Below are 23,092 nucleotides of genomic sequence, written 5' to 3' on the forward strand. Positions count from 1 at the left end.
CACCCGTGCCGTTATACTGGGCAGTGGCAGGCGGCCCGCATTATTGCATGCGCGACACCGCCGCCAAGAGGGCGGGTCCGACAGGTTGTATACAATCATGACTGAAATCAATAGTCTCGGCGCACAAAGCGCGTTCTCCGCCCAGGTCGCCAAGGCGGCCATGACCGGCGAACTGCTGCGCCTGACGCAAGCGCAGCCTGGCTTGGTGCCACCCGGGCAGAGCGCCCAGGCCGAGGTGTTGAGCCTGCGCCAGGTCGGCCAGGACTTCCAGATGCTGCTGCGCCTGACCTTGGCCAATGGCAACCAGGCGCAGGTCCAGGCCAGCGCCAACCTGCCGCTGCCCCAGGGCAGCCAGGTCACCGTCAGCCAGCCCGAAGGCAATCGCCTGGCGGTGCTGCTGCAGCAGGCCAGCGCCAGCAACATCGCCACCCTCACCCAGCTCGATACCGGCAAGCTTCCCCTCGGCACCCTGTTGCAAGGCAAGGTCCTGACCAGCCAGGCACTGCCCGGCAACCCCGGTGAGGCAACCACCTTCCGCTCGCTGGTGAGCCTGCTCAACAGCGCCCAGGCAGGCGCCACCCTGGCCATCGACAGCCCGCGCCCGTTGGCGGTGGGCAGCCTGCTCAGCGCGCTGGTGCAGGGCGATCAGTCGCTGCGTTTCGTGCCCCTGAGCGGCCGCCAGGACCAGTTGACCATCACCCAGCAACTGCTCACCCAGCAAAGCCGCCAGGCCTCGCTACCCGGCCTGCTCAACGCGCTGCAACACCTCACCAGTGCCCCGGTCGGCAACGGCGAACTGCGGGCCCTGGCCGAGCGCTTGCTGGCCAGCCTGCCGGACGCCCGCCAGTTGGCTGACCCCAAGGCGCTGGCCCAGGCCCTGAACAACAGCGGCGCGTTTCTTGAAGCGAAGCTGCTCGGCGGGCTGGGCACGACCGTCGCGCCAGACCTCAAGGCGCAACTGGTGCGGCTGGTGGCGCAGGCGCTACCCAACGCCAGCGCCGGTTTCAACCCGCTGGCCACCGCCACTGCCTTGGCCCAGGCCCTGCCAGGCATGGCCCGCAGCGCCCTGGGCATGCTCGACCGGGTCAGCCCCCGGCCACAGCCTGGCGCCTTCCCCCTCCCCTCGCGGCTGTTGCAGAACCTCGAGGAAGAAGGCGACCTGCACCAACTGCTGCGCCTGGCGGCCGCCGCGATCTCGCGCCTGCAGAGTCATCAATTGGCCAGCCTGCAACAGACCGGCACCACCGAGACCGGCAACCTGCAAACCACCTGGCAGACCGAGATCCCCATCCGCCACGGCCAGGACTTCATCCCCCTGCAGGTCAAGTTGCAACGCGAGGACACCCCGGAGCAGCAAGCCGACCCGCAACGTGAACAGCGCGACCCGCTGGAATCGCTGTGGCGCATCGAGCTGGCCTTCGACCTGCCACCGCTCGGCCCCTTGCAGGTGCAGGCACAATTGAGCCAAGGCCGCTTGTCCGGCCAGTTGTGGGCCGAACACGCGGCCACCGCGCAACTGATCGACAGCCAGTTGGGCAACCTGCGCGAGCGCCTGCTGGCCCGGGGCCTGGACGTCGGCGACCTGGAATGCCACCCTGGCACGCCACCACAAGGCCCGCGTACCCGTCTGGAACAACGCTGGGTGGACGAAACCGCATGAGCAGCAAGCAACCGCGCCAGGCCATCGCCCTGAGCTACGATGGCCAGCAGGCCCCCACCCTCAGCGCCAAGGGCGACGACGCGCTGGCCGAAGCCATTCTCGCCCTGGCCCGCGAACATGAGGTGCCGATCTACGAGAACCCCGAGCTGGTGCGCCTGCTGGCGCGTCTGGAACTGGGCGAGCAGATCCCCGAGGCGTTGTACCTGACCATCGCCGAAATCATCGCCTTCGCCTGGCAACTGCGTGGCAAGGTACCCGTCGGCTTCGTCGACGAAGCGCCAGCCGAGCGCGATATCACACCGCCTCCGGTCCTCCTGGCGAACCGCTCGGACACGCCTGAGCGATGACCCACCCGTGCCGTGGGCCGTGACGATACTTAGTTAAAGCCCAGCCCGCGGGTAAGCAAGGCAACGTTGCGTCGACCCTTCCAGCAACGGAGCCTGAAACATGCCTATTCCCTATTTGAACGCCCAGGGCATCCGTCACGTTCGTGACCACCTGACCCACTTTCCCCGCCCCGACCGCGCCGCCGCCGACGCCGTGCGTGCCTGGGCGCATGGGCGTGGCGTCGACCTCGACCCGGACCAGGTCGACGTCGTCACCCTGCACTATGTGCTTGATGCCGCGCATGGCTTCAAAGGTGCGGTGGCCCGCAAGCTCAGCCTGACCCAGGCCTTGCTGGCCAATTGGCAAGGCGAGATGCTCGACGACCCGCTCCGGGCGCTGTTCCACGCCCCCTTGGCCGGGGAGTGGCCGGGGCGGATGGAAGTGGTGCCCACGCTCGGGGATGCGGACAGGCCGAACAGGCACCAGGTGTTCCATGGACTGTTCCGGCGCACCGAACCCCAGCAGTACAGCGACCAGACCCGGCTCACATTGCCGGCCGAGGACTTCCAGGCCTTCATCGAGCAATTGCACCTGCACGATCGGTACAAGCGCCAGCTCGATACCTATTGGTCCAGCCAACTGGACAGTTATGCCAGCAATGCGCGCCTGAACTTCATCGCCGCGTGCAACAAACAGGCGGCCGAAGGTAGTCTGAGCCGCGCCGCTACACGCCTGGCGTGGCAGGTCGCCGGGGTGAGCGACGCGTCGGCCACGCTCAAGGTCAGGCCATTGAACGTCTACGGCTACGCCGCGACCGACCTGCTGTACTTCAAGAACGGCAGCCGTGACCTGGTGGTGCTGTACATCCCCGGCAATTCCTCGCCTCTGCATGAGTTCGCCAACGAAGGCCTGATGAAGGACTGGTTCGCGGCGCAGTGCAAGGATCCGCACAAGCGGGCCGCCCTGATGGCCCATTTCGCCCTCGCCGATGAGCCGGACGGGTTGAGCTACAGCGGTTTGATCACCGCCATGGGCGGCCTGGCGGCATATCCCGAGCGCTACCATCTGGACGCCAACCGTCCAGGGTTCACCGCCGAGGGCTACTGGCCACCACGCGATTACGTCAACTACAAGACCAAGGAGTACAGCCCGGCCATCGTCGGCGACGTGTTCGCCGCCCTTGCCCAGCGCCACCGCCGCCGCAGCTACCGCGATGCCGATGCGGCGATCACCACCGATGCCGAGGTGGCAAAGAAGCGCTGGGCTGGCTACCTGAACTCGGCGATCAACTACCTGGCGCCCCTGGCGCTGGTGGTCCCGGAGTTGGCCATCGTGTTCGCCATTGGCGGGGCCGCGCAGTTCGGCCTGGGCCTGGACCTGGCCATCGAAGGCCGCAACCGGCAGGAGAAAGCTGCGGGCGTGGAATCGGCGCTGTTCGGTGCGCTCAATGCCGCGCCCCTGGCGGGTGAACTGGTCAACAAGGCGCCCCTGCTGTTCCGCTTCAAAAGCGATCGGCTGGTGTTCCCGCAGCGCCTCAATGGGCAACTGGGTTTTGCCCTGAGCCCGGTTAGCCCGCCGCGTTTCGCAGCCGAGGAAATCGCAGCGTTCTTTGACCTGCCGGACAATATCGCGCCATTGCCCGGCGCCGACCCGGCCACCCGTGGCGCGGTGGTGCGCGTCCCGTTCTATAACGGTGCCGAGGACGAACTGCAGGCCAGCATCGGCGGCTACGCATTCAACGTGGTCTATGACGTCGAGGCCGACGCCTTCATTTCGGCGGATGCCCTGAACGAGGTGGACCCGGACTATTACATCGCCTCTAGCGCAGGCCGGGACCTGATCCGGGTCGACATTCGCACACGCCCCGTCACCGATACCCTGCGCATGAGCACGCTCAGGGCGCTCGGTGTCGACCTGCACCTACCGGTCGAACTGCCGAAGACACCGCTGGAAGGTGCCATGCCGATTCCCAGGACGGTGTTCAGCCTGTGGGTCGGCGACCAGGTGTTATCCACGGCGCTGCTGGACAACATTGCCCACAACACCGCGCGACTGGCGGCCAGCGCCTACGATTTCAAGCTTTACCTCTCCAGGGCCAACGCCACGGCCTACGCAGAAAACCTGCGGCTGCTGGGTGAACGGGCACCGGGCCTGACGGTCCTGCCGCTGGAGGACCAGGCGGCGTTCGACACCTTCCGCCAGAGCGCCTACCACGCGCAATACCAGGCGGCGTTGAGCGGCAACGGCAAGGGCCCCGCGCACTACGCCTCGGCGGCCGATATCTTGCGCTATCGCTTGCTGCACCACGAAGGCGGGCTGTACATGGACCTCGACGACAGCCTGAAGGCGGTGGGTGAATACAGCATGGTCCTGAACGGCCAGCCCAAGGGCGCGCCTGGCGAGGCGTTGGATGAAGTGGCGCTGGCGACCACCCCAGAGGGGCTGCTGCTGCATTCCCCGGTGAGCAATGAAAAAATGCGTAATGGCTGCATGTACAACAACAGCCTGATCGCCAGCCACGCCGGTAACCCGACACTGGACGCGCTGTCCGAGGAAATGCGCCAACGCTTCGCAGCCTACCCCAACTTCTACGACAGGCTGCCCCGCTTCAGCGAAAATGCCGCGGACTTCTATCGCTATGCTGCCAACCTGTCCTACATGACCGGGCCGGGCCTGCTGACCGACATCGTCGACCGGCACCTGCCGGCCTTGGCGTGCATCCGCCAGCTCACCAACCTGAGCCAGATGCCCCAGCGTGGCGCCGAGGCCCTGGTGGACAACCGCCACTTGCTGTCAGCGATACACGACCTGCTGCCACTGGACCGCATCGCGCGTATCGGTGGCAACCAGTCCTGGGCGACATAGCGCCCAGGTGCAGGCCTCACTCCACGCGATGCAACTTGCTCATCAACTCGGCCTCGGCCTGGGTCAGGCCGCAGGTCTGGGTCAGTTCCGCGACGCTGGCGCCCATCCCCACCAGCTTCGCCGCCTGGGTGAAGGTGACGCTGTTGGGGTCGCGCTGCTCCAGTTGCAGGAGCTTGTCGGGCAACGGCGCGACCACCGCACGCAGTTCATGGATAGCCTCACCCATGCGCACGGTGCCGTTCTGGTAGTCGTCCAGGCGCTTGGCCAGGTCCTTGATGCGCTGGTCGCGCAGCGCATCGCCCTGGGCCTGCTGGGTGGCCAGCTCGCGCTGGCGCTTGCTGTAGTTGAGGAAGAACCACAGGCTCAGCGCCCACAGCAGCGCCAGGAAGATGACAGCAACCTCGAAGATCAACTCAGATGTTCTCCAGCTCGGACCACTCTTCCTCGGTCATCATCTTGTCCAGCTCGACCAGAATCAGCAGTTCGCCATTCTTGTTGCACACGCCCTGGATGAACTTGGCCGACTCTTCGTTGCCGACGTTCGGCGCGGTCTCGATCTCCGACTGGCGCAGGTACACGACCTCGGCGACGCTGTCGACAAGGATGCCGACCACCTGCTTGTCCGCCTCGATGATCACGATGCGGGTGTTGTCGGTGACCTCGGTGGGCATCAGGCCGAAGCGCTGGCGGGTGTCGATCACCGTCACCACGTTGCCGCGCAGGTTGATGATGCCCAGCACGTAGCTCGGCGCGCCCGGTACCGGGGCGATCTCGGTATAGCGCAGCACTTCCTGCACCTGCATCACGTTGATGCCGTAGGACTCGTTGTCCAGGCGGAAGGTTACCCATTGCAGGATCGGATCTTCGGAACCTTGTGCAGACGACTTCTTCATTCCCCTAGCCCTCTAATTCCGCCGTTGGCGGTGTGCTCTGTATGGCCGCGCGGCGGCGTTGATTCAGTTGTGTTTGCTATTCATTTGCTTGACCGCACCACTGGCGATCAGCTCGGCCAGCTCGGCGACGTCGAGCAAGGCGCACATGTGCTCGATCACCGTGCCAGCCAGCCACGGGCGCTGGCCCCGCTGGCTGCGCCACTTGATCTCGGCGGGGTCCAGGCGCAGCGAACGGCTGACCTGGTGCACCGCCAACCCCCACTCGTAGCCCTGCACGGAAATCACGTATTGCAGGCCTTGGCGGAAGTCGTCGCGGTAGCGGTCGGGCATCACCCAACGCGCGGTATCCAGCACCTTCAGGTTGCCAACCTGGCAGGTGAGGATGCCGAGGAACCAGTCAGGCTGGCCGAACAGCGGCGTCAGCTCCTGGCCGGCCAGGCTGTAGATCGAACCCAGGCACACCAGCGGCACGGCCAGGGTCAGGCCGGCGACGTCGAACAGCAGGCATTCGAACGGCTCCGCCGCCCAGGCTGGGCGACCGTCGGTGGTGGCCGGCGGCACCGGCACGTTCGGTGCCGGCAGGTGCACATCGACCAAGGGTGCCACCGGCTCGATGACCTGGGCTTCGCTCAGTACCGGGATAGCCGCCTCGGCCACCACCCGGTCATCGACCACGCTGACCACTGGCGCCACCGCAGGCAGCACGGTCGGCAAGACCTTGGCCAGCGGCTCGGCAAAGGGCCGTGGCGCTGCGCCAGGCTCAGGGTGGCGCTGGGCGTCGCGGGCCTGCTCTTCGCGCACGGCGGCGGCGAACTCGTCGCTCGGCGCCTCGGCGGCAATCGGCGCCAGTTGCGCCGGGGCAACCGCTGCAGAGTCGGGCGCCTCGAAGGTTTCGGTGGCCTCTTGCAACAGGCCATCGAGGTAAGACTGCAGTGCCAGTTGTGGCTTGCTGGTGATCGGCCGGGCGGTGTTCATCAGGCCACCTGCAATGTCGAGCGATAGGTCAGCAGGTGCTTGAGCAGCGCCCGGTAAGCGGTCACGCCACGGCTCTTGCCATCGAACTGCGACGGTGTGACGCCGTTGCGGCTGGCGTCACGCAGGCGGGTATCGACCGGGATGTAACCTTGCCAGACGTGCTCGCCATACGTGTCGCGCAGAACCTTCAGCGTGCCCAGCGAGGCTTGGGTGCGGCGGTCGAACAGGGTCGGGACGATCTGGTACGGCAGCGCCTGCTTGCGCGAGCGGTTGACCATCGCGAGCGTGCCGACCATGCGTTCCAGGCCCTTGACCGCCAGAAACTCGGTCTGCACCGGCACCACCAGCTGCTGGCTGGCGGCCAGGGCGTTGACCATCAGCACGCCGAGCAGCGGCGGGCTGTCGATCAGGGCGAAGTCGAAATCCTGCCACAGCTGCGCCAGACTCTTGGCGATCACCAGGCCCAGGCCACTCTGCCCCGGCGATTGGCGCTCCAGCACCGCCAGCGCGGTGCTCGACGGCAGCAAGGAAATGCGTTCATGGCTGGTGGGCAGCAGCAATTGGCCCGGCAGGCCTTCGGGCACCACGCCCTTGTGCAGGAACAGGTCGTAGCAGCTGTGCTCGAGGGCATCGGGGTTGTGCCCGAAATAGCTGGTCATCGAACCGTGCGGGTCGAGGTCGACGACGACCACGCGCTTGCCCGCCTCGGCCAGCAGGCCGGCCAGGGCGATGGTGGTGGTGGTCTTGCCGACGCCACCTTTTTGATTGGCTACTGCCCAAACTCTCATCGTGCGTTGCTTCCTCCCGGCATGGCCCAAGAAACAAAGAGCGCCCTGCCGGGAACGGTCCTATAGGTTAGGTGACGGAGATTTGACGGGATTGCTCCCGACCGCCGTGGCTGACGAAGCCGGTGCACTTTGTGTGCCAGCCCGTTTCAAGGCAGCGTCCGGCGTGGCATTGGCGCTGCCCGAGCCAGTCAGGCTGCGGCGCACTTCGAGGTTGCGCGAGATCACCAGCACCACCCGGCGGTTGCGGGCACGGCCATCGGCAGTGTCGTTGCTGGTCACCGGCTGATATTCGCCGTAGCCCACCGACGCCATGCGCGCCGGGTTGACGCCCTCCATGGCAAGCAGGCGCACGATGCTCGCCGCCCGCGCCGAGGACAGCTCCCAGTTGGTCGGGTACTGCGCGGTGCGGATCGGCAGGTTGTCGGTGAAACCCTCGACGTGCACCGGGTTGGCGAACGGCTTGAGGATGCGCGCGACCTTCTCGATGATGTCGAAGGCCACATCGCTGGGCATGGCGTCGCCGCTGCCGAAAAGCAGCGCCGAGTTGAGCTCGATCTCCACCCACAGTTCATTGCCGCGCACGGTCATCTGGTTGGACTTGATCAGGTCGCCGAAGGCGTCGCGCACGTCATCGGTGATGGTCTTGAGCGGGTCGACGCTGTTCTGCGCCAGGCCCGCGTCGGTCTGCTCGCTGTCCTTGATCAAAGGCTCGGCCGGCTTGACCGTCAGCGGGCGCTCATCACCGATGGGGATCGGTCGCAGGCTGCGCTCAGGGTCATTGAACACCCCGACCAACGCCTGGGAAATGATCTTGTACTTGCCCTCGTTGATCGAGGAAATCGAGTACATCACCACGAAGAAGGCGAACAGCAGGGTGATGAAGTCGGCGTACGACACCAGCCAGCGTTCGTGGTTCTCGTGCTCCTCGGTATGGCGGCGGCGGCGCATGGCTTACTCCATGAACCCTTGCAGCTTCAGCTCGATCGAGCGCGGGTTCTCGCCCTCGGCGATCGACAGCAGGCCCTCGAGCAGCATCTCGCGGTAGCGCGACTGGCGCATCACCACGGCCTTGAGCTTGTTGGCCACCGGCAGCAGGATCAGGTTGGCGCTGGCCACGCCGTAGATGGTGGCGACGAACGCCACGGCGATGCCGTTACCCAGTTGCGAGGGGTCGGCCAGGTTGCCCATGACGTGGATCAGGCCCATCACCGCGCCGATGATGCCGATCGTCGGCGCGTAGCCGCCCATGCTCTCGTATACCTTGGCTGCCTGGAGGTCACGGCTTTCCTGGGTGAGGAAGTCCACCTCGAGGATGCTGCGGATCGACTCCGGCTCCGCGCCATCGACCAGCAGTTGCAGGCCCTTGCGCGCATACGGGTCGGGTTCGGTGTCGGCCACCCCTTCCAAGCCCAGCAGGCCTTCCTTGCGCGCGGTGAGGCTCCAGTTGACCACTCGGTCGATACCACCGGCCAGATCCACCCGGGGCGGGAAGAAGATCCAACGCAGGATCTGCAAGGCGCGCTTGAACGCCGACAGCGGCGACTGCAACAGCGCCGCCGCCAGGGTGCCGCCGAGCACGATCAAGGCCGCCGGGCCATTGAGCAACGCGCCAGCGTGGCCGCCTTCGAGGAAGTTGCCGCCAACGATTGCGACAAAGGCCAGGATCAGGCCGATAAGGCTCAACACATCCATCAGACGCAGGCCTCGACCAGGTGCTTGCCGATTTCGTCCAGGCTGTATACCGCGTCGGCCAGGTTGGCCTTCACGATCGCCATGGGCATACCGTAGATCACGCAACTGGCTTCATCCTGGGCCCATACCGTGCTGCCGCCCTGCTTGAGCAGGCGCGCCCCTTCACGGCCATCGGCGCCCATGCCGGTGAGCACCACCGAGAGCACCTTGTCGCCATAGGATTTCGCCGCCGAGCCGAAGGTGATGTCCACGCACGGCTTGTAGTTCAGGCGCTCGTCGCCCGGCAGGATCTTCACCGTGCCACGGCCATCGACCATCATCTGCTTGCCACCGGGTGCCAGCAGGGCCAGGCCCGGGCGCAGCACGTCGCCGTCCTCGGCTTCCTTGACGCTGATCTTGCACAGCTTGTCGAGGCGTTCGGCGAAGGCCTTGGTGAACGCGGCTGGCATGTGCTGGATCAGCACGATCGGCGCCGGGAAGCTGGCCGGCAGTTGGGTCAGCACGCGCTGCAGGGCCACCGGGCCGCCGGTGGAGGTGCCGATGGCCACCAGCTTGTAGGGCTTGCGCTTGGGCGCCGGCGAATGGCTGGGCGAGGCAACGCGCGCGGGCGCCACCGGGCGAGCCGGGGCGGTGCTGGCCAAACCGCTGGCCGGGGCATGGCTGGGCGTTGGCGTTGGTGCTGGCGCCGGGGCGTGGCTGGCGAAACCGCTGAAGCGACGGTTGCTGCGCGAGATGGTGTGAACCTTCTCGCAAAGCATCTGCTTGACCTTCTCGGGGTTGCGCGAGATGTCTTCGAAATTCTTCGGCAGGTAGTCCACCGCCCCCGCGTCCAGGGCATCGAGGGTGACGCGGGCACCTTCGTGGGTCAGCGAGGAGAACATCAACACCGGGGTCGGGCAGCGCTGCATGATGTGGCGCACCGCGGTGATGCCGTCCATCATCGGCATCTCGTAGTCCATGGTGATGACATCGGGCTTGAGCGACAGCGCCTGGTCGATCGCCTCCTTGCCGTTGGTGGCGGTGCCGACCACCTGGATGGTCGGGTCCGACGAGAGGATTTCCGAGACACGGCGGCGGAAGAAACCAGAATCATCCACCACCAGGACCTTGACTGCCATAAACACTCCATTAGGCGGCGCGACCGCCAGGTCGCGCCGCCGAAATCAAATACGCCGGGCGGCGTAACGCTTGAGCATGCTCGGGACGTCGAGGATCAGCGCGATACGGCCATCGCCGGTGATGGTCGCGCCGGACATGCCCGGGGTGCCCTGCAGCATCTTGCCCAGCGGCTTGATCACCACTTCCTCCTGGCCCACCAACTGGTCGACCACGAAGCCGATGCGCTGGGTGCCCACCGAGAGGATGACCACGTGACCCTCGCGTTGCTCCTCATGCTCCTGGTCCTGAACCAGCCAGCGCTTGAGGTAGAACAGCGGCAGCGCCTTGTCGCGCACGATCACCACCTCCTGGCCGTCGACCACGTTGGTGCGCGACAGGTCCAGGTGGAAGATCTCGTTGACGTTGACCAGCGGGAAGGCGAACGCCTGGTTGCCCAGCATCACCATCAGGGTCGGCATGATCGCCAGGGTCAGCGGCACTTTGATGACGATCTTCGAGCCCTGGCCCTTGGCCGAGAAGATGTTGATCGAGCCGTTGAGCTGGGAAATCTTGGTCTTCACCACGTCCATGCCGACGCCGCGGCCGGACACGTCGGAGATTTCGGTCTTGGTCGAGAAGCCCGGGGCGAAGATCAGGTTGTAGCAGTCCGATTCGCTCAGGCGGTCGGCCGCATCCTTGTCCATCAGGCCCTTTTCCACGGCCTTGGCGCGCAGGATGTTGGGGTCCATGCCCTTGCCGTCGTCGGAGATCGACAGCAGGATGTGGTCGCCTTCCTGCTCGGCCGACAGCACCACCCGACCGGTGCGCGCCTTGCCGGAGGCCTCGCGCTCCTCGGGGGTCTCGACGCCGTGGTCGACCGCGTTGCGCACCAAGTGCACCAGCGGGTCGGCCAGGGCCTCGACGAGGTTCTTGTCCAGGTCGGTCTCTTCGCCGACCAGCTCCAGGTTGATCTCTTTCTTGAGCTGGCGAGCCAGGTCGCGGACCAGGCGCGGGAAGCGGCCGAAGACCTTCTTGATCGGCTGCATGCGGGTCTTCATCACCGCGGTCTGCAGGTCGGCGGTAACCACGTCGAGATTCGACACGGCCTTGGACATGGCCTCGTCGCCGCTGTTCAGGCCCAGGCGCACCAGGCGGTTACGCACCAGCACCAGTTCGCCGACCATGTTCATGATCTCGTCCAGCCGCGCGGTGTCGACGCGCACGGTGGTTTCCGCCTCGCTGGCACCGTGCTTGTCGGCGGCGGCGGCCGGCGCGCGGGCAGGGGCAGGCGCGGCGGCAGCAGGCTTGGCCGCTGGAGCGGGGGCCGGCGCGGGTTTGGCCACCGGCTTGCTCTCGGCCTTGGCGACTGCGGCTGGCGCGGTGGCCACGGCGGCGGCAGGCGCCTCGCTGGCCACGGCGTCGCCGGAGAACTTGCCCTTGCCGTGCAGTTGGTCCAGCAGGGCTTCGAATTCGTGCTCGGAGATGTGCTCGCTCGCGGCCGCAGCCGGTGCGGCGCTCTCGGCGACCGGCGCGGCGGCGCCTGGCAGCGCATCGGCGGCGAAGGTGCCCTTGCCGTGCAACTGGTCGAGCAGCGCCTCGAACTCGGCGTCGGTGATTTCGTCGCCGACCGGCGCGACAACACTGGCTTCAGGTTCGGCGCTGGCCACTTCCGGGGAGAACTGGCCCTTGCCGTGCAACTGGTCGAGCAGCGATTCGAACTCGGCGTCGGTGATTTCATCCGCCGCACCGCCGACCGCTTCGCCCTGCGACTGCTCGGCGGCTTCGGCTTCGGCCTTGACCGCGTCGAGCGAGTCGAGCAACTGTTCGAACTCGGTGTCGGTGATGTCCGCCTCGGCGGCCGGCGCCTCGACCGGCGCAGGCGCGGCGATCGGTGCCGGCGCCTCGACGGCTCCCGGCTCGGCCAGGCGCGACAGCGCTGCCAGCAACTCGGGCGTGGCCGGGGTGATGTCGCTGCGCTCGCGGACCTGGCCGAACATGCTGTTCACCGTGTCCAGTGCCTCGAGCACCACGTCCATCAGTTCCGCGTCGACCCGGCGCTCACCTTTGCGCAGGATGTCGAACACGTTCTCGGCGATATGGCAGCACTCCACCAGCTCGTTGAGCTGAAGGAAGCCGGCGCCCCCTTTTACAGTGTGAAACCCACGGAAGATCGCATTGAGCAGGTCGGCATCGTCGGGCCGGCTTTCCAGCTCGACCAGTTGCTCGGACAGTTGCTCAAGGATTTCGCCGGCTTCTACCAGAAAATCCTGGAGGATTTCTTCATCGGCGCCGAAGCTCATTAAACGTGCTCCCTAAAAACCCAGGCTGGACAGCAGATCGTCGACATCGTCCTGACCGGACACGACGTCTTCACGCTTATCGGCATGAATCTGCGGACCTTCACCCCGAGTCGGATGTTTTTCTTCATCTTTTTCAGCGCGCAGCTGCTGGTGGTCATGTTCGATGCCGGCAAAGCGGTCGACCTGACTGGCCATCAGCACGAGCTTGAGCAGATTTTTTTCGACTTCGGTGACCAGCGCGGTGACGCGCTTGATCACCTGGCCGGTCAGGTCTTGGTAGTCCTGAGCCAGCAGAATGTCATTGAGATGGCCGGCGACCTTGCGGTTGCCCTCGGCGCTGTGCGTCAGGAAACTGTCGACGCGCTTGACCAGCTCGCGGAATTCCGGCGCGGCCACTTCGCGGCGCATGAAGCGCTGCCAGTCGCCAGACAACGCCTGTGCCTCGGTGGCGAGGTCGTTGAGCACCGGGGTGCTCTCCTCCACCAGGTCCATCGTCCGGTTGGCCGCGTTCTCGGTCAGCCGCACCACGTACGACAAGCGTTCGGTGGCGTCGGTGATCTGCGACACCTCCTCGGCCTGCGGCATGCGCGGGTCGATCTGGAAGCTGACAATGGCACTGTGCAGCTCACGGGTGAGCTTGCCGACCTCCTGGTACAGGCCGCGGTCGCGGGTCTGGTTGAGCTGATGGATCAGCTGGACCGCGTCACCGAACTGGCCGCGCTCCAAGCTCTGCACCAACTGCTCGGCGTGCTTCTTGAGGGTCGACTCGAACTCCCCCAGCGAATCGTTCTTTGATTCCATGGCGCCCCCTGACGTGACTCAGCCGTTGACGCGTTCGAAGATCTTCTCGATCTTTTCTTTGAGCACCTGGGCGGTGAAAGGCTTGACCACATAGCCGTTGACCCCGGCCTGGGCCGCTTCGATGATCTGGTCACGCTTGGCCTCGGCGGTCACCATCAGCACCGGCATGCCCTTGAGGCGGTCGTGGGCGCGCACCTTGCGCAGCAGGTCGATACCGGACATGCCCGGCATGTTCCAGTCGGTCACCAGGAAGTCGTAGTGGCCGCTTTCGAGCATCGGCAACGCCGTGGTGCCGTCGTCGGCTTCGTCGGTGTTGGTGAAGCCCAGGTCACGCAACAGGTTCTTGATGATCCGCCGCATCGTCGAAAAGTCGTCAACGATGAGGATTTTCATATCTTTGTTCAATTAGACCTCCAAGCAGTCTTCAACGCGCTCGGCGCCGAGCGCGCAATCAATCAATCCGGTACTACCTGCAACGACTGCATCGAACCTTCGCTCAACGCGCCCGCCATTCCCCCAGGCGGCTGCGCAGACGCGCCGCGCACTGGCTGTGCAACTGGCTGACCCGCGACTCGCTGACCCCCAGCACCTCACCGATTTCCTTGAGGTTCAGCTCCTCGTCGTAGTACAGCGCCAGCACCAGGCGCTCGCGTTCCGGAAGGTTGGCGATCGCCTCGGCCAGGGCCGACTGGAAGCGCTCGTCTTCCAGGTCACGCGAAGGTTCCAGCTGGCCGCTGGCACCGTCCTCATGCAGCCCTTCGTGTTCGCCGTCCTGCAGCAGGTCGTCGAAACTGAACAGGCGGCTGCCCAAGGTGTCGTTCAAAATCCCGTAGTAATCATCGAGACTCAATTGGAGTTCGGCAGCAACCTCGTGATCTTTAGCGTCGCGGCCCGTTCTGGCTTCAACACAGCGAATCGCGTCACTGACCATGCGCGTGTTGCGGTGCACCGAACGCGGCGCCCAATCGCCCTTGCGCACCTCGTCGAGCATGGCGCCGCGAATGCGGATACCGGCGTAGGTCTCGAAGCTCGCGCCCTTGCTGGCGTCGTATTTGTTGGCCACTTCCAACAGGCCGATCATGCCGGCCTGGATCAGGTCCTCGACCTGCACGTTGGCCGGCAAGCGCGCCAGCAGGTGGTAGGCGATGCGCTTGACCAGCGGCGCATAACGCTCGACCAGCTCGTACTGGGCGTCCTTGGACGCCTTGCTGTACATCTTGAAACCGCTCGCACTCATAGGACCGGCCCTGCACTGGTGGGCTGCACCAGGCGCTCGACGAAGAATTCCAGGTGCCCGCGCGGGTTGGCCGGCAGCGGCCAGCTGTCGACCTTCTGGGCGATGGCCTTGAACGCCAGGGCGCACTTGGAACGCGGGAAGGCTTCGTACACCGCGCGCTGCTTCTGCACTGCCTTGCGCACGCACTCGTCGTAGGGCACGGCGCCAACGTACTGCAAGGCGACATCGAGGAAGCGGTCGGTGACCTTGGTCAGCTTGGCGAACAGGTTGCGCCCTTCCTGCGGGCTCTGCGCCATGTTGGCCAGTACCCGGAAACGATTCATGCCGTAGTCGCGGTTGAGCAACTTGATCAGTGCATAGGCATCGGTGATGGACGTAGGCTCGTCGCACACCACCAGCAGCACTTCCTGGGCGGCGCGGACGAAACTGACTACCGAGTCACCAATACCCGCAGCGGTGTCGATCACCAGTACGTCGAGGTTGTCGCCGATCTCGCTGAACGCCTGGATCAGACCGGCATGCTGGGCCGGCGCCAGGTGCACCATGCTCTGGGTGCCGGAGGCGGCCGGCACGATGCGTACCCCGCCCGGGCCTTGCAGCAGCACGTCGCGCAGCTCGCAGCGGCCCTCGATGACGTCGGCCAGGGTGCGTTTGGGGGCCAGGCCCAGCAGCACGTCGACGTTGGCCAGGCCCAGGTCGGCGTCCAGCAGCATGACCCGGCGGCCGAGCTCGGCCAGCGCCAGGGACAGGTTCACTGAAACGTTGGTCTTGCCGACGCCACCTTTGCCACCGGTTACGGCGATCACCTGTACGGGATGCATGCTACCCATTTCTGTTCTTTACCTTGTCTCGCGTGGACCCAGGCCACATGAAGGGTCTTGCACTATTCATCATCAACCCACGCGCTTGCCGGGGTTGTGGTAGAGATCAGCGAACATGTCGGCCATGGCCTCCTCGCTGGGCTCCTCCTGCAACTGCACGCTCACCGCGCGGCTCACCAACTGGTGCTTGCGCGGCAGTTGCAGGTCGTCAGGAATGCGCGGGCCATCGGTGAGGTAGGCCACCGGCAATTCGTGACTGATGGCCAGGCTCAGCACTTCGCCGAGGCTTGCCGTTTCATCGAGCTTGGTCAGGATGCAACCGGCCAGGCCGCAGCGCTTGTAGCTGTGGTAGGCGGCGGTGAGCACCTGCTTCTGGCTGGTGGTCGCCAGCACCAGGTAGTTCTTCGAGGCGATGCCACGGCTGGCCAGGCTTTCCAGCTGCAGGCGCAGGGCCGGGTCGCTGGCCTGCAGGCCCGCGGTGTCGATCAGCACCACGCGCTTGCGCAGCAGCGGCTCGAGGGCCTGGGCCAGGGACTGGCCAGGGTCGACGTAGGTCACCGACACGTTGAGGATGCGGCCCAGGGTCTTGAGCTGCTCCTGGGCGCCGATGCGGAAGCTGTCCATGCTCACCAGGGCCAGGTTCTGCGCGCCGTACTTGAGCACGTAGCGCGCGGCCAGCTTGGCCAGGGTGGTGGTCTTGCCCATGCCGGCCGGGCCGACCATGGCGATCACCCCGCCCTCCTCGATCGGCTCCACCTCGGGCACGTCGATCAGCCGCGCCAGGTGCGCCAGGACCATGCGCCAGGCCTGACGCGGCTCGTCGATCTCGCCGGCCAGGTCGAGCAGCTCGCGGGCGATCGGCCCGGACAGGCCGATGCGTTGCAGGCGCCGCCAGAGGTTGGCCTGCTGCGGCTTGTTGCCTTGCAACTGGCCCCAGGCCAGCGAGCCGAGCTGCACTTCGAGCAGTTCACGCAGGCCCGAGAGCTCCGAGCGCATGGCGTCGAACATCCGCTGGTCGACCGCTGGCGGCGTCGGCGCCCTGGCGGGGGCCGGCGGCACTTCGAGCAGCGGCTCGATCAGCGGCTCGGACGCGGTCAGCGACAGGCCGGCGAACAATTGCCGGTTGCCTTCATCGGTGTCGTTGCGGCTACCCAGCTCGGCCTGGGCGGTGGCGATGCGCGACTGGGTCTTGCGCAGCTCGTCCTCCAGCTCGGCATTGGGCACACGTGGGGCCAGGGCGGACAGCTTGTAGTCCAGCGCGGCCGTCAACTCGACACCGCCGGCGATGCGCCGGTTGCCGATGATCGCGGCATCGGCGCCAAGCTCATCACGGACCAGCTTCATGGCCTGACGCATATCGGCGGCGAAAAAACGCTTAACTTGCATAACCCACTACCTCAGCCATTAGGGCCCACGGTGGCAACGATGGTGACTTGCTTGTTGTCCGGTATTTCCTGATACGCAAGGACATGCAGGTTCGGCACGGCAAGACGGCCGAACCGCGACAGCATGGCGCGGATCGGGCCAGCCACCAGGAGGATGGCCGGCTGGCCTTGCATCTCCTGGCGCTGCGCCGCTTCGATCAACGAGCGCTGCAGCTTCTCGGCCATGCTCGGTTCCAGGAGAACACCGTCTTCCTGGCCCTGTCCGGCCCGTTGCAGACTATTGAGCAAGATCTGTTCCAACCTGGGTTCCAGGGTGATCACAGGCAGCTCCGACTCAGTGCCGACAATGCTTTGCACGATGGCGCGACACAATCCGACGCGCACCGCGGCCACCAGTGCGGCGGTATCTTGACTCTTGCTGGCATTGTTGGCGATCGCCTCGGCAATGCTGCGGATATCACGCACCGGCACCTGCTCGGCAAGCAGGGCCTGCAAGACCTTGAGCAGCCCCGACAAGGAAATGACACCCGGCACCAATTCCTCGGCCAGTTTAGGCGATGCCTTGGCCAGCACCTGCAGCAACTGCTGCACTTCCTCGTGGCCAATCAGCTCGTGGCAATGCTTCTGCAGAATCTGGTTGAGGTGGGTGGCCACCACGGTACTGGCGTCGACCACGGTATAGCCCAGCGATTGCGCCTGGGCACGCTGGGCGATGTCGACCCATACCGCCTCCAGGCCGAATGCCGGGTCGCGCGCGGCGATGCCGTTGAGGGTGCCGAACACCTGGCCAGGGTTGATCGCCAACTCGCGGTCCGGGTAGATCTCCGCCTCGGCGAGGATCACCCCCATCAGCGTCAGGCGGTAGGCGCTGGGCTGCAGGTCGAGGTTGTCGCGGATGTGCACGGTGGGCATGAGGAAGCCCAGGTCCTGGGACAGTTTCTTGCGCACGCCCTTGATCCGCGCCAGCAATTGGCCGCCCTGGTTGCGGTCGACCAGCGGGATCAGCCGGTAGCCGACTTCCAGGCCAATGGTGTCGATTGGCGTCACGTCGTCCCAGCCCAGCTCCTTGGTCTCCTGCGTGCGCTGCGGCGATGGCAGCAGGTCCTGTTGGCGCTGCGCCTCTTGCAGGGCCATGACCTTGGCCTTCTGCTGCTTCTTCCACACCAGGTACGCACCGCCGCCGGCCAGCAGGCCGAGGCTGAGGAAGGCGATGTGCGGCATGCCCGGCACCAGGCCCATGACGATCATCAGCCCGCCGGACACCGCCAGGGCTCTGGGCGAATCGAACATCTGCCGATTGATCAGCTTGCCCATGTCCTCGGAGCCCGAGGCCCGGGTGACCATGATCGCGGCGGCGGTGGAGAGCAGCAACGAAGGCAATTGCGCCACCAAACCGTCACCGATCGTCAACAAGGCGTACACCTTGCCGGCGTCGCTGAAGGTCATGCCGTGTTGCAGCATACCGATCAGCATGCCGCCGATCAGGTTGATGAAGAGGATCAACAGGCCGGCGATGGCGTCGCCGCGCACGAACTTGCTGGCACCGTCCATCGAACCGTAGAACTCGGCCTCCTGGGCCACCTCGGCACGGCGCGACTTGGCCTGGGCCTGGTCGATCAGGCCGGCGTTGAGGTCGGCGTCGATGGCCATCTGCTTGCCGGGCATGGCGTCGAGGGTAAAGCGCGCGCTCACTTCGGAGATCCGCCCGGCGCCCTTGGTGACCACCACGAAGTTGATGATCATGAGGATGGCGAACACCACCGCACCAACGACGTAGTTGCCACCGATCACCACCTCGCCGAAGGCCTGGATCACCTTGCCCGCGGCGCCGTGGCCTTCCTGGCCGTGGAGCATGACCACACGGGTGGAGGCGACGTTCAGCGCCAGGCGCAGCAGCGTGGCGACCAGCAGGATGGTCGGGAAAGCGGCGAAGTCGAGGGGGCGCAGGGCATACACGCAGACCAGCAACACCACGATCGACAGGGCGATGTTGAAGGTGAAGAACACGTCGAGCAGGAACGGCGGGATCGGCAACATCATCATCGCCAGCATCACCAGCAGCAGCAACGGCACGCCCAGGTTGCCACGGCCCAGGCCAGCCAGGTTGTTGCGGGCGTTGCTGATTAACTGGGAGCGATCCACCACGATTCCTCTTCAAGCAAAAACTTTGACGCCCAGATGGCGCCTGGCGGGGGCTCTGCAAGAAGCTTTCCAACTTTGCCGCGGGGTGGCCTGATCGCGGCGCAAGGCCGCTCCCGCAGGCACGCAGGCGCCCTGGAGGACAGCGTGGCACCTGTGAGCGTGCTTGCCCCGCGATGGGCGCGCCGCGCAATCAGGCGTCGCGGCGAAGGTCCGGCGGAATCGGCAGGTCCGGCTTCAACGGCTCTGGCCGCTTGCCCTTGCCCGCGCGGTACTGGCGGATCTGGAACACGTACGCCAGCACCTGCGCCACCGCCAGGTACAGCCCCGCCGGGATCTCGTGCTCCAGCTCGGTGGAGTAGTAGATCGCCCGCGCCAATGCTGGCGACTCGAGAATCTGCACCTTGTGCTCGACGCCGATCTCACGAATCTTCAGCGCCAGGAAGTCAGTGCCCTTGGCCAGCAGCAACGGCGCCGCCCCACCCTTCTCCGGGTCGTACTTGAGCGCCACGGCGTAATGGGTCGGGTTGGTGATGATCACGTCGGCCTCAGGCACCGCAGCCATCATGCGCCGCTGCGAAGCCTCGCGCTGCAACTGGCGAATACGCTGCTTGACCTCGGGCTTGCCCTCGCTGTCCTTGTACTCGTCGCGCACTTCCTGCTTGGTCATCTTCAGCTTGTTGTGCGCCTGCCAGAGCTGGAACGGCACGTCCACCGCAGCGATCAACAACAGCCCGGCAGCCATCCACAGGGCGCTCCAGCCCACCACCTGCAGGCTGTGGATGATCGCCTGCTCCAAGGGCTCGTTGGCGATCGCCAGCAGCGCCTGGCGGTCGTTGGACAGCACCACCAGCGCCACGACGAGGATCACGAAGAATTTGGCGATGGCCTTGAGCAGCTCGGTCAGCGAGTTCAGCGAGAACATGCGCTTGATCCCCGCCAGCGGGTTCATGCGGCTGAACTTCGGCTGCAACAGGGAGCCGGAAAACAGGAAACCGCCGAGCACGATCGGCGAAACGAAGGCGATGACGAACAACAGGATCAGTACCGGCTGGACCGCCCAGAGGGCCATTTTGCCCGAGGCCATCAGGAACATTCCCATCGACCGCTCGTCCACCAGCACTTCGCGCGACAGCGTGAAGTTCATGCGCATCAGGTCCATCAGGGTTTGCGCCAAGTGCCCGCCGAACGCCAGCAAGGCCCCGGCACCGGCCAGGGTCAAGGCGACCGTGTTCAGCTCTTTCGAACGGGCCACCTCACCTTTTTCACGCGCATCACGCTTGCGCTTGTCAGTGGGTTCCTCTGTCTTGTCCTGACCGCTCTCGCTCTCTGCCATGCTCAGCGCGCCCGTGCCAGTTCACGCAGCCACTGCAGCGCTTCGCTGGCCAGGGCCTGGTAATGCGGAAGAATATCGGCCAAGCCGATCCAGAAGATGCCCATGCCCAGCACCAGGGTCAGCGGGAAGCCGATGGAGAAGATGTTCAACTGAGGCGCCGCGCGGGTCATCACGCCAAAGGCGATGTTGATCACCAGCAGCGACGCGATCACCGGCAGGATCAACAGCAACCCCGCACCCAGGACCCAGGTCATGCGCCCGGCGATCTCCCAGAAATGCGCGACCACCAGGGCATGGCCTACCGGCAGCGTGGTGAAGCTTTCCGTGAGCACCTCGAACACCACCAGATGACCGTTCATCAACAGGAACAGCACGCTCACCAGCATGGTCATGAACTGGCTGATCACCGCTACGTTGACGCCGTTGGCCGGGTCGACCATCGAGGCGAAGGCCATACCCATCTGCACCGCGACGATCTGCCCGGCAATCACGAAGGCCTGGAACAGCATCTGCAACGACAACCCGAACAGCGCCCCGACGATGATCTGCTCGGCGCACAGCAGCAGGCCGCGCAGGCTCAACGGTTCGAACTCGGGCAACGGCGGCAGGCCCGGCACGATGACCACGGTGATGGCCACCGCCGCGTACAAGCGCACCCGCGCCGGCAACATGCGCGTGCCGATGATCGGCATGGTCATCATCAACGCCGCCACGCGGAACAGTGGCAGCATGAAGGCGGCCACCCAGGTACCGATCTGTGCGTTGCTCAGCTCCAGCATGGTCGTGTCAACCGATCAACTGCGGGATGCTGGTGTACAGGCTAATGAAATACTCCATGAACTTCTGCACCAGCCACGGCCCGGCGACGATCAGCGTCACCAGCATCACCAGCAGGCGCGGCAGAAAGCTCAGGGTCTGTTCGTTGATCTGCGTGGCAGCCTGGAACATCGCCACCACCAGGCCGATCAGCAGGCTCGGCACCACCAGCACTGCGACCATCAGGGTGGTCATCCACAGCGCCTCGCGGAACAGGTCGACGGCAACTTCAGGGGTCATGGGCAACTCTCCTTGAGGGCGTCAGACGCCGCCGAAACTGCCGGCCAGGGTGCCCATGATCAGCGCCCAGCCATCGACCAGCACGAACAGCATGATCTTGAACGGCAGCGAGATGATCAGCGGCGACAGCATCATCATGCCCATGGCCATCAGCACACTGGCCACCACCATGTCGATGATCAGGAACGGGATGAAGATCATGAAACCGATCTGGAACGCGGTTTTCAGCTCGGAGGTGACGAACGCCGGCACGAGGATGGTCAGCGGCACCTGGTCGGGCCCGGCGATGTCGGTGCGCTTGGACAAGCGCATGAACAGGTCCAGGTCGCTTTGCCGGGTCTGCGCCAGCATGAAGTCCTTCAGCGGCCCCTGGGCCTTGTCGATCGCCTGCTGGGCCGTCATCTGCTCGCTCAGGTACGGCTGCAGGGCGTCCTTGTTCACGCGGTCGAACACCGGCGCCATGATGAACATGGTGAGGAACAGCGCCATGCCGGTGAGCAACTGGTTCGACGGTGTCTGCTGCAGGCCAAGGGCCTGGCGCAGGATGGAGAAGACGATGATGATGCGGGTGAAGCTGGTCATCAGGATGACGAACGCCGGGATGAAGCTCAGCGCCGTCATGATCAGCAGGATCTGCAGGCTGACCGAGTACTCCTGCTGGCCGTTCGGCCCGCTGGACAGGGTGATCGCCGGGATCGACAGCGGGTCGGCGGCCAGGGCCAGCGGCGCGGCCAACAGCAGCGCCAGGGTCAACAGAAAGCGCGGCGCGCCGGTCATCACTGCTTGTCCTTCTGGTCCTTGCCCATCAGCTCGAGCAGCCGCTGGGCGAATTCCGGCGCGGCCTGGCGGGCACCGGCGGGCACCTCCACCGGCTCGGCCATCACGTGCAGGGTTTCGATGGTGCCGGGGCTGTGGCCGATGAGGATCTGCTCCTTGCCGACCTGCACCAGCAGCAATCGGTCACGCGGGCCGATGGCGCGGCTGCCGACGATCTCGATCAACTGCCCGCCCCGCGGTGCGGCCACCTGCATGCGCCGCAGCAGCCAGGCCAGACCGAAGATCAGGCCCACCACCAACAACAGGCCGAACGCCATCTGCGCCAACTGCCCCCCCAGCCCGACCGGGCTGGCCGACACGGCGGCGGCAGGTTCGGCGGCGGCCAGCGCCACTTCGCTGGCCAGCAACGCACCCAGGGCCGTCGCGGCCCGCATCAGGCGCTTCATTCAGCGCAGCTTCTTGATACGTTCGCTGGGGCTGATCACGTCCGTCAGGCGGATGCCGAACTTCTCGTTGACCACCACCACTTCGCCATGGGCGATCAGCGTGCCGTTGACCAGCACGTCCAGCGGCTCCCCGGCCAGGCGGTCGAGCTCGATCACCGAGCCCTGGTTCAGTTGCAGCAGGTTGCGGATGCTGATTTCGGTGCTGCCCACTTCCATGGAGATGCTCACCGGGATGTCCAGGATCACGTCCAGGTTCGGGCCTTCCAGCGAGACGATCTCGTTGGGGCGCGGCGAGCTGGCGAACTCTTCCATCGGCAGGCGACCGGCGCCGGAGGAGCGGGCGTCGGCGGCCAGCAGCGCGTCGATGTCGGCCTGGCCGGCATCACCGGTCTCTTCCAGGGCTGCGGCCCACTCGTCGGCCAGCGCCTGTTCTTCCGGGGAAGTGATCTCGTTTTCGTTAGCCATAGTGTCCTCGACAGGCATTCAATTCGGGGTT

General features: G+C 65.5%; 23 protein-coding genes. 3 read left to right on the forward strand and 20 right to left on the reverse strand.

The genetic code is table 11. The features are described from left to right. The first annotated feature begins 97 nt into the window (after window positions 1-97). The 3 genes from P0Y43_RS14245 to P0Y43_RS14255 all read left to right on the forward strand — a co-directional run bounded on the left by P0Y43_RS14245 (window position 98) and on the right by P0Y43_RS14255 (window position 4,852). Window positions 98-1,660 carry a flagellar hook-length control protein FliK gene (locus P0Y43_RS14245; RefSeq protein ID WP_275637894.1) on the forward strand — a complete coding sequence of 521 codons (1,563 nt, stop codon included), beginning with the start codon at window positions 98-100 and terminating at the stop codon, window positions 1,658-1,660. Next, on the forward strand, window positions 1,657-2,007 hold the full coding sequence (locus P0Y43_RS14250) for an EscU/YscU/HrcU family type III secretion system export apparatus switch protein (protein WP_275637895.1): 351 nt from the start codon (window positions 1,657-1,659) through the stop codon (window positions 2,005-2,007). Before P0Y43_RS14245 ends, P0Y43_RS14250 begins: the two co-directional genes overlap by 4 nt. Window positions 2,008-2,107: 100 nt before the next feature. Next, window positions 2,108-4,852, forward strand: coding sequence for a dermonecrotic toxin domain-containing protein (locus tag P0Y43_RS14255; protein WP_275637896.1), 2,745 nt, complete (start codon window positions 2,108-2,110; stop codon window positions 4,850-4,852). Between the two features lie 16 nt (window positions 4,853-4,868). Here P0Y43_RS14255 and P0Y43_RS14260 read toward each other — a convergent pair whose 3' ends face one another. The 20 genes from P0Y43_RS14260 to fliN all read right to left on the reverse strand — a co-directional run bounded on the left by P0Y43_RS14260 (window position 4,869) and on the right by fliN (window position 23,061). Further along, window positions 4,869-5,264, reverse strand: coding sequence for a DUF2802 domain-containing protein (locus P0Y43_RS14260; RefSeq protein WP_275637897.1), 396 nt, complete (start codon window positions 5,262-5,264; stop codon window positions 4,869-4,871). 1 nt (window position 5,265) lies between these two features. Beyond that, window positions 5,266-5,745: a chemotaxis protein CheW gene (locus P0Y43_RS14265; RefSeq protein ID WP_003254393.1), complete on the reverse strand. Its 480-nt coding sequence runs from the start codon at window positions 5,743-5,745 to the stop codon at window positions 5,266-5,268. A gap of 63 nt (window positions 5,746-5,808) precedes the next feature. Next, the gene (locus P0Y43_RS14270) at window positions 5,809-6,720 is read right to left on the reverse strand and encodes a CheW domain-containing protein (RefSeq protein ID WP_275637898.1); all 912 of its coding nucleotides are present in this window, start codon (window positions 6,718-6,720) and stop codon (window positions 5,809-5,811) included. Next, a complete protein-coding gene (locus P0Y43_RS14275) occupies window positions 6,720-7,508 on the reverse strand; it encodes a ParA family protein (RefSeq protein ID WP_275637899.1) in 789 nt (262 codons plus the stop codon). Before P0Y43_RS14275 ends, P0Y43_RS14270 begins: the two co-directional genes overlap by 1 nt. Window positions 7,509-7,568: 60 nt before the next feature. Then, window positions 7,569-8,456: a flagellar motor protein MotD gene (gene motD / locus P0Y43_RS14280; RefSeq protein WP_275637900.1), complete on the reverse strand. Its 888-nt coding sequence runs from the start codon at window positions 8,454-8,456 to the stop codon at window positions 7,569-7,571. A gap of 3 nt (window positions 8,457-8,459) precedes the next feature. Continuing rightward, the gene (locus P0Y43_RS14285; protein WP_275637901.1) at window positions 8,460-9,200 is read right to left on the reverse strand and encodes a flagellar motor protein; all 741 of its coding nucleotides are present in this window, start codon (window positions 9,198-9,200) and stop codon (window positions 8,460-8,462) included. After that, window positions 9,200-10,318: a protein-glutamate methylesterase/protein-glutamine glutaminase gene (locus P0Y43_RS14290; RefSeq protein ID WP_275637902.1), complete on the reverse strand. Its 1,119-nt coding sequence runs from the start codon at window positions 10,316-10,318 to the stop codon at window positions 9,200-9,202. Before P0Y43_RS14290 ends, P0Y43_RS14285 begins: the two co-directional genes overlap by 1 nt. A 45-nt stretch (window positions 10,319-10,363) precedes the next feature. Further along, window positions 10,364-12,598, reverse strand: coding sequence for a chemotaxis protein CheA (locus P0Y43_RS14295; RefSeq protein ID WP_275637903.1), 2,235 nt, complete (start codon window positions 12,596-12,598; stop codon window positions 10,364-10,366). Between the two features lie 12 nt (window positions 12,599-12,610). Then, on the reverse strand, window positions 12,611-13,399 hold the full coding sequence (locus P0Y43_RS14300) for a protein phosphatase CheZ (RefSeq protein ID WP_275637904.1): 789 nt from the start codon (window positions 13,397-13,399) through the stop codon (window positions 12,611-12,613). An 18-nt stretch (window positions 13,400-13,417) separates the two neighbouring features. Then, window positions 13,418-13,792 (reverse strand): chemotaxis response regulator CheY, encoded by a 375-nt coding sequence (locus tag P0Y43_RS14305; RefSeq protein WP_104881405.1) that lies wholly within the window; start codon window positions 13,790-13,792, stop codon window positions 13,418-13,420. Window positions 13,793-13,895: 103 nt separating this feature from the next. Beyond that, window positions 13,896-14,636 (reverse strand): RNA polymerase sigma factor FliA, encoded by a 741-nt coding sequence (gene fliA / locus P0Y43_RS14310; RefSeq protein WP_275637905.1) that lies wholly within the window; start codon window positions 14,634-14,636, stop codon window positions 13,896-13,898. Beyond that, on the reverse strand, window positions 14,633-15,466 hold the full coding sequence (fleN, locus tag P0Y43_RS14315; protein ID WP_275637906.1) for a flagellar synthesis regulator FleN: 834 nt from the start codon (window positions 15,464-15,466) through the stop codon (window positions 14,633-14,635). Before fleN ends, fliA begins: the two co-directional genes overlap by 4 nt. A gap of 63 nt (window positions 15,467-15,529) precedes the next feature. Continuing rightward, complete coding sequence (flhF, locus tag P0Y43_RS14320) at window positions 15,530-16,843, reverse strand: flagellar biosynthesis protein FlhF (protein WP_275637907.1); 1,314 nt, start codon at window positions 16,841-16,843, stop codon at window positions 15,530-15,532. 11 nt (window positions 16,844-16,854) lie between these two features. Next, a complete protein-coding gene (gene flhA, locus P0Y43_RS14325; protein ID WP_275637908.1) occupies window positions 16,855-18,984 on the reverse strand; it encodes a flagellar biosynthesis protein FlhA in 2,130 nt (709 codons plus the stop codon). A gap of 190 nt (window positions 18,985-19,174) precedes the next feature. After that, entirely contained in the window at window positions 19,175-20,317 is a 1,143-nt protein-coding gene (gene flhB, locus P0Y43_RS14330; protein WP_275637909.1) for a flagellar biosynthesis protein FlhB, read from the reverse strand. Window positions 20,318-20,319: 2 nt separating this feature from the next. Beyond that, a complete protein-coding gene (fliR, locus tag P0Y43_RS14335) occupies window positions 20,320-21,096 on the reverse strand; it encodes a flagellar biosynthetic protein FliR (protein WP_275637910.1) in 777 nt (258 codons plus the stop codon). 7 nt (window positions 21,097-21,103) lie between these two features. Beyond that, window positions 21,104-21,373, reverse strand: a complete 270-nt coding sequence (fliQ, locus tag P0Y43_RS14340) for a flagellar biosynthesis protein FliQ (protein ID WP_275637911.1) — start codon at window positions 21,371-21,373, stop codon at window positions 21,104-21,106. Between the two features lie 21 nt (window positions 21,374-21,394). Continuing rightward, window positions 21,395-22,150, reverse strand: coding sequence for a flagellar type III secretion system pore protein FliP (gene fliP, locus P0Y43_RS14345; protein WP_275637912.1), 756 nt, complete (start codon window positions 22,148-22,150; stop codon window positions 21,395-21,397). Next, window positions 22,150-22,596 carry a flagellar biosynthetic protein FliO gene (fliO, locus tag P0Y43_RS14350; protein ID WP_275637913.1) on the reverse strand — a complete coding sequence of 149 codons (447 nt, stop codon included), beginning with the start codon at window positions 22,594-22,596 and terminating at the stop codon, window positions 22,150-22,152. The genes fliP and fliO overlap by 1 nt, the downstream gene beginning before the upstream one ends. Then, a complete protein-coding gene (fliN, locus tag P0Y43_RS14355) occupies window positions 22,597-23,061 on the reverse strand; it encodes a flagellar motor switch protein FliN (RefSeq protein WP_275637914.1) in 465 nt (154 codons plus the stop codon). Between the last annotated feature and the right edge of the window lie 31 nt (window positions 23,062-23,092).

Source organism: Pseudomonas entomophila (genome assembly GCF_029193575.1).
In the GTDB taxonomy this organism is placed as follows: domain Bacteria; phylum Pseudomonadota; class Gammaproteobacteria; order Pseudomonadales; family Pseudomonadaceae; genus Aquipseudomonas; species Aquipseudomonas entomophila_G.

Bases quoted from the DNA above. Each gene is read 5' to 3' on its own strand.
- P0Y43_RS14250 (WP_275637895.1), top strand. From the start codon at position 1,657: ATGAGCAGCAAGCAACCGCGCCAGGCCATCGCCCTGAGCTACGATGGC.
- P0Y43_RS14245 (WP_275637894.1), top strand. From the start codon at position 98: ATGACTGAAATCAATAGTCTCGGCGCACAAAGCGCGTTCTCCGCCCAG.
- flhB (WP_275637909.1), bottom strand. From the start codon at position 20,317: ATGGCAGAGAGCGAGAGCGGTCAGGACAAGACAGAGGAACCCACTGAC.
- P0Y43_RS14255 (WP_275637896.1), top strand. From the start codon at position 2,108: ATGCCTATTCCCTATTTGAACGCCCAGGGCATCCGTCACGTTCGTGAC.
- motD (WP_275637900.1), bottom strand. From the start codon at position 8,456: ATGCGCCGCCGCCGCCATACCGAGGAGCACGAGAACCACGAACGCTGG.
- fleN (WP_275637906.1), bottom strand. From the start codon at position 15,466: ATGGGTAGCATGCATCCCGTACAGGTGATCGCCGTAACCGGTGGCAAA.
- P0Y43_RS14290 (WP_275637902.1), bottom strand. From the start codon at position 10,318: ATGGCAGTCAAGGTCCTGGTGGTGGATGATTCTGGTTTCTTCCGCCGC.
- fliQ (WP_275637911.1), bottom strand. From the start codon at position 21,373: ATGACCCCTGAAGTTGCCGTCGACCTGTTCCGCGAGGCGCTGTGGATG.
- fliR (WP_275637910.1), bottom strand. From the start codon at position 21,096: ATGCTGGAGCTGAGCAACGCACAGATCGGTACCTGGGTGGCCGCCTTC.
- P0Y43_RS14305 (WP_104881405.1), bottom strand. From the start codon at position 13,792: ATGAAAATCCTCATCGTTGACGACTTTTCGACGATGCGGCGGATCATC.
- fliP (WP_275637912.1), bottom strand. From the start codon at position 22,150: ATGACCGGCGCGCCGCGCTTTCTGTTGACCCTGGCGCTGCTGTTGGCC.
- P0Y43_RS14275 (WP_275637899.1), bottom strand. From the start codon at position 7,508: ATGAGAGTTTGGGCAGTAGCCAATCAAAAAGGTGGCGTCGGCAAGACC.
- P0Y43_RS14300 (WP_275637904.1), bottom strand. From the start codon at position 13,399: ATGGAATCAAAGAACGATTCGCTGGGGGAGTTCGAGTCGACCCTCAAG.
- P0Y43_RS14285 (WP_275637901.1), bottom strand. From the start codon at position 9,200: ATGGATGTGTTGAGCCTTATCGGCCTGATCCTGGCCTTTGTCGCAATC.
- P0Y43_RS14265 (WP_003254393.1), bottom strand. From the start codon at position 5,745: ATGAAGAAGTCGTCTGCACAAGGTTCCGAAGATCCGATCCTGCAATGG.
- fliN (WP_275637914.1), bottom strand. From the start codon at position 23,061: ATGGCTAACGAAAACGAGATCACTTCCCCGGAAGAACAGGCGCTGGCC.
- P0Y43_RS14295 (WP_275637903.1), bottom strand. From the start codon at position 12,598: ATGAGCTTCGGCGCCGATGAAGAAATCCTCCAGGATTTTCTGGTAGAA.
- fliA (WP_275637905.1), bottom strand. From the start codon at position 14,636: ATGAGTGCGAGCGGTTTCAAGATGTACAGCAAGGCGTCCAAGGACGCC.
- P0Y43_RS14270 (WP_275637898.1), bottom strand. From the start codon at position 6,720: ATGAACACCGCCCGGCCGATCACCAGCAAGCCACAACTGGCACTGCAG.
- flhF (WP_275637907.1), bottom strand. From the start codon at position 16,843: ATGCAAGTTAAGCGTTTTTTCGCCGCCGATATGCGTCAGGCCATGAAG.
- fliO (WP_275637913.1), bottom strand. From the start codon at position 22,596: ATGAAGCGCCTGATGCGGGCCGCGACGGCCCTGGGTGCGTTGCTGGCC.